This is a genomic window from Protofrankia sp. CiP1_Cm_nod4, assembly GCF_982290645.1.
The window spans coordinates 55,144-60,150 of sequence record NZ_CEVIVC010000009.1 but is presented as its reverse complement, the minus strand read 5'-3'; the positions used below and the strand labels follow the sequence as shown (position 1 = coordinate 60,150).

The 5,007-nt window shown below is 71.0% G+C and carries 4 protein-coding genes; 2 read left to right on the top strand and 2 right to left on the bottom strand.

The annotated features are described in order from the left end of the window. On the bottom strand, positions 1-1,288 hold a 1,288-nt coding region (locus AC5LSR_RS03745; RefSeq protein WP_493468142.1), incomplete at its 3' end, for an FHA domain-containing protein. A gap of 522 nt (positions 1,289-1,810) precedes the next feature. Between AC5LSR_RS03745 and AC5LSR_RS03740 the strand changes: the two genes are divergently transcribed. Beyond that, the gene (locus tag AC5LSR_RS03740; RefSeq protein WP_250289740.1) at positions 1,811-2,926 is read left to right on the top strand and encodes a hypothetical protein; all 1,116 of its coding nucleotides are present in this window, start codon (positions 1,811-1,813) and stop codon (positions 2,924-2,926) included. Positions 2,927-3,081: 155 nt separating this feature from the next. On the opposite strand, the gene AC5LSR_RS03735 is transcribed toward AC5LSR_RS03740, so the two are convergent. After that, entirely contained in the window at positions 3,082-3,636 is a 555-nt protein-coding gene (locus AC5LSR_RS03735) for a Uma2 family endonuclease (RefSeq protein ID WP_250283690.1), read from the bottom strand. Between the two features lie 260 nt (positions 3,637-3,896). On the opposite strand from AC5LSR_RS03735, the gene AC5LSR_RS03730 reads away from it, so the two are divergent. Beyond that, positions 3,897-5,007, top strand: a 1,111-nt coding sequence (locus AC5LSR_RS03730) for a TM0106 family RecB-like putative nuclease (RefSeq protein WP_493468141.1), incomplete at its 3' end; no start/stop codon positions are given.

The following is a 5,007-nucleotide window of genomic DNA, read 5'->3' as shown; positions in this document are numbered from 1 at the left end:
GCTGCCCGCCCGACAGCCGGCTCACCGGCGTGTCGGCATGGCCGTGCAGCCCGAGCTGGGAGATGACCTCCCGGACCCGGCTGCGCCGCTCCTCCACCGTCGTGTCCGCGGGGAAGCGCAGCTCGGCGCCGTACTCCAGGGCCTGGCGGACGGTGAGCTGACCGTGCAGCGGGTCGGCCTGCGGGACGTAGCCGATCCGGCGGCGCAGCTCGTCGTACTCGGCGTAGAGATCCCGACCGGCGTAGCGGACCACGCCGGCGTCTGCCGGGCGGAACCCGGTGAGCGCGTTGAGTAACGTCGACTTGCCCGCGCCGCTCGGGCCGACGACGCCGAGCAGCGACCGGGCCGGCAGCCGGAACGTGACGTCGTGCATGAGCTGCTTGGGGCCGGCCCACACCGACAGGCTCTTCACCTCGAAGGTGACGTCGCCGCCGTCGACGTACTCGACCAGCGTGCCGCCGTCGAGCTGGAACAGGTGGTGCCCGATCGCGATGACGTCACGCTGCGCCACGAACGCCTGGGCCACCCGCTGACCGTTGACGAACGTGCCGTTGGCCGACCCCAGATCGACGACCTCGACGGCGACGCCGGCAGCGTTATCACCTTCCATGATCTTACCGTTACCTTGATCGCCGACGATGGCACCACCGGCCCTGCTGCCGCCCACGCCGCTACCGCCCACGCCGCCGTCGACCCGGCGCTGCGGGCCGATCCGGAGCTGGGCATGGTGTCGAGAGGCCAGTAAGTCGTCCACGACCACGTCGTTGTCCTGGGAGCGGCCCAGCATCATCCGCCCGGGACGCAGCCGGTGGACCCTGCGGTCGTGGCCCACCACCTGATGTTGGGACGTTGACACGTCGTCGTCGGCCGCACCGCCCCGGAGCACCCGCCCGGCCCGCGGGCCGCTGGCGTCACCAGCGCCGGCCAGCGCGGTCAGCGGGTCGCCAGGCCGCTCCGTCCAGCCCGGCGGCTGCGGGTGAGGAGCGGAGCGCGGCACGAAAACGATCTCCGGCCCGTCCGCGGCGCCAAGGCGGATCCGGACCTGACCACCATGTGAGGTGACGTTGACGTTGCCCACCCGCCTGCCGTCACGCCACAGGCCGTTGGCGCTGGTGTCACGCACCAGCCAGCCGTCGGTGCCCGACTCCAGGATCAGATGCCGTCGGGACACGCGCCGGTCGACGACAACGACATCGGCCTGACGTGCCCGCCCGACCACATACGGCCCAGCCCCCGCGAGGACAACCTGCCCGTCCGGGGTGTCGACCTGCAGCGCGGTCCCATCCACCTGCTCATCTCCCCCCGCGGCCGGAGGTTGGCGGCCACCGGGCCAGTCGCTACCGGCGTCCTTCGCCGGAGCGATCATAACTGCCGCATCCGCACGGAATCGGGGGTTTCGACCGAACGGGCCGGCCGGCGACAACGCGGCCGGCGGCGGTGTGACCGGTGGTGCAACCAGCGACACGACGAGTGGCTCGACCAGCGCTCCGACGGCTCCGACGGCTCCGACGGTGGTCGTGACCAGCGGCAGGCCAGCGCGGAGGCGGTCGGATATCCGACATCGGATGCCGAGTGCCGGACGCCGCCTCGTCGGTGCCGCGGCCGCGCCGTCGTGTCGTCAGCGTCGTCCGTGTCATCACCTTCACTCGAGCGACGGCCTCCGCCTCGGAGATCATCCGGTGCCGCGGCATGTACGCTGTCCCCGTCCGGGGGAAAACTTCGGAAAAATTACGGAGCGGCCCCCTTGTCCGTACTGAAGCGTTTTCCTGTCCTGACGGCCGGAATTATCCTCTGTACGACGCTGGCCGGAATGGTCGTGTGGTCGCTGCCGGACCTGGCAGGCCGCCCGCCGGCACGGCAGCCGGCAGTGGCGTCGACCACCTCCGCAGCCGTCCCCGCAGCCGTCCCCGTCACCGCTCCTACCGGTGCGGCGCCAGCAGGCGGCGCGGCGGCCGGCGCGTCCGGCGGTGTGGAAAAAACCGGCGGCGCGAATACCGGCGGCGCGAATACCGGCGCGGCCAGGCCGCCCGGTTTCGGCCGGGCCGGCAAGCTTGTGTTCGGCCTCGGCCCCTCCCTCGACAGCGACTCGGCCTCACCCGTCGCCGACCAGCTGGGAATGTTCACGACCTGGTACAACAGCCCCAATGACTTCGGTTTTCTCACCGACTGGTCGAAGGACCTGATTCCGCGGGTCTACGCCGGTGGGCGCGCGATCCATCTCGTCGTGTGGCTCGGCGGGGCGGGCAGGGTCACCACCGTGCAGACCAGGTACGGGCCGGCCTGCGGGCGGGACTACCCCCTATCGTCGTCGTTCCTCAGCGACACCCGCCGGCTCGCCCAGATATTCGGCGGCGCGGCGGACGGGCCGCCGCTGTACGTCACACTGTTCACCGAACTGCAGACCTACCCGTGCAAGGCCAACACCTGGGCCGCCACCCCGGAGGTGACGAACTACTACCTCAAGCTCAAGGACCAGTACACCGCCGCCATGGGAATCTTCCGCTCGACAGCGCCGAACGCCCGGATCTCCCTCGGCTGGGGTGGCTGGCAGGCCCGCTGGGACGACCCCGGGAAGGGCGGCGGGAAATCACTGATCGGGTATTTCGACGACGTGCTGCGGCAGTCGGACTTCCAGAGCTTCCAGGCGATGGACTCGAAGAACAACGTCGACGACATCCGTGACATGACCCGAATCCTCGGGAAATACGGCCCGGTCATGGTCGCGCACTACAAACCCGACGACGGCTCGGCGGACACCTGGCACAACGATCTGCGGGCGGTTTTCACCGACGACTACATACGCCAGGTCACCGGCGCCGGCCTGTTCGCGTTCAGCCTGATGGACAGCGAACACCTGACCGCCGACACCGAATCCCTGCGGCTCGTCCGCGACGCCGCCACCCGCTACGGCACCCGAACCGGTTAGCGCACCGTCGCGCAGGTCTCCGCCGCCAGCCGGCCGCTGAAACACGATTCAGACATATCGAGATCAGAATCAGCCCGCATGATGCCGATGTCTGCCGCCGCGACCTGCCCCGCCCTACCAGGCGGTCATCGGCGCCGCCGATCGTCGGATCAGCGTCAGAGCCGGCCGAGGTCGAGCTTCACGGGGAAGGGTGCCGTGGTGTCGAGCACACCGACGAACACCTCCGCGTTCCGGTAGGTCCTGGTCGCCGGGTCGAGGACATGGGTGTACACCAGCGGAGCACCGGTGGCGGACCCCTCGATCCGCCAGTAGTAGGCAATGCCGGATCTGGCGTACTGGTCCGCCTTCACGATCCTGTCCGTGGTCTCCGAACCCGGCGAGACGATCTCCGCAATCAGCAGCACGTGCTCCGGACGGGTGGGCGTGACATCGATCGTGTCCGCGCGGTACACCACGACATCCGGACGCCGATTGGTCAGCGGCACGTCCTGCAGCCGGACGTCGAAGTCCGTATCGGCGTTCCAGTCCGCCCCGCCGGCCGTGTCCAGGGCATTCGCGAGGATCCGGGCCAGCCGGTTGTGCCGCATGGACGCGCTGGGGCTTACAACGATCATTCCATCCACGATCTCGATGCCCGCGCACTGGTCCTCGGACCAGGAGTCATACTGCTCCGCAGTGATCTGTTCGTGCATACATGCGGGAGCGACCATCTCCGCGGCCATGGCACACCTCCTGCGAACCCACGCGGCAGACCTGGGGCTGCCTGACGCCGGGACGTGCCTGACGCCGGGACGTGTCCGACGCCGCGCGCCGCTGGGATCAAGCATACCGTGAGCTCTGCGCGGTCCCCACGCTACGGCGGGGACCGCGCAGAGCACCCGGGAATCCGGGGCGAGGATGATGGCCACGGCGCTTTCCACGGGCCCGGCGGGCGATCCCGGGAACAGGGATCCGGGCGATGCGGAGGAGCATGCAGCGGTTCGAGGACCGGTGGGTGGTGTCGGCGAGCGACGTCGTCGACGCGCTCGAGTGCGGGCACCGGCTCGCGCTGTCGCACGCCCACGCGGCCGGGGTACGGCTGGACGACGACACCACCGGCGAGCCGATCACGGCCGGTGAAGCGGACGAACTGCTGGTCCGCCACGGTGACGCGCACGAACGGCGGTGGCTCGCGCACTTCGTCGGCATCTTCGGCGCCGACGCCGTCGCGATGATCGAACGCCCCGAGAGCGGTCTGGCCGCGCTGGAGGCCGCCCGGGAGCAGACCCGTGCGGCCGTCGCGGCCGGGGCCGCCGTTATCTACCAGGCGGTGCTCTTCGACGGCTCCTACCAGGGACGGCCCGACTTCCTGGTCGCCACGCACCTCGACCCGGTCACCGGCGCGCGCACCGGCGAGGCCGTGCCCGGCCGCTACGAGCCGTACGACGCCAAGCTCGCCCGGCACGCCCGTCCCGCGGCCGTGGTGCAGCTGGCCTCCTACGCCCGGGCGCTGCCGACGATCGGGGTGGCCGCCGCGCGGCGCATCCACCTGTTACTCGGCGACGGCCGGCTGGAGTCGCTGCGGGTCGAGGACGTCGCGCCCATGGTCGACCACGCCCGGGGCAGGCTGACCGCGCAGCTCGAGCACCCGCCCGCGGCCCCCCGGCCGTCCTGGGGCGATCCGCGGCCCGCCTGCGGGGCCTGCGCGTTCGCCGCCCACTGCGAGCGGGGCCGGGAAGCCGCCCGTGACCTGTCGCTGGTCGCCGGCCTGCGCACGGACCAGCGGCGCAAGCTGCGGGCCGCCGGCATCACCTCGGTCGAGGAGCTTGCCGCCGCGGGCGACGAGCGGCGCCCCGCCTCGATGGCGGCGGCGACGTTCGCCGGGCTGCGGCTCCAGGCACAGTTACAGATCATCCAGGACGCGACCCGCACCGACGAGGACCGGACCGGCACGGTGACCGTCCGGGTGGTCGCGCCCGACGGGCTCGCGTCCCTGCCGGCGCCGGATCCCGGCGATATCTACTTCGACATGGAGGGCGACCCGTACGCGCTGGACAACGCCGGTCTGGAGTACCTGTTCGGCGCCGTCACCCTCGACGTCT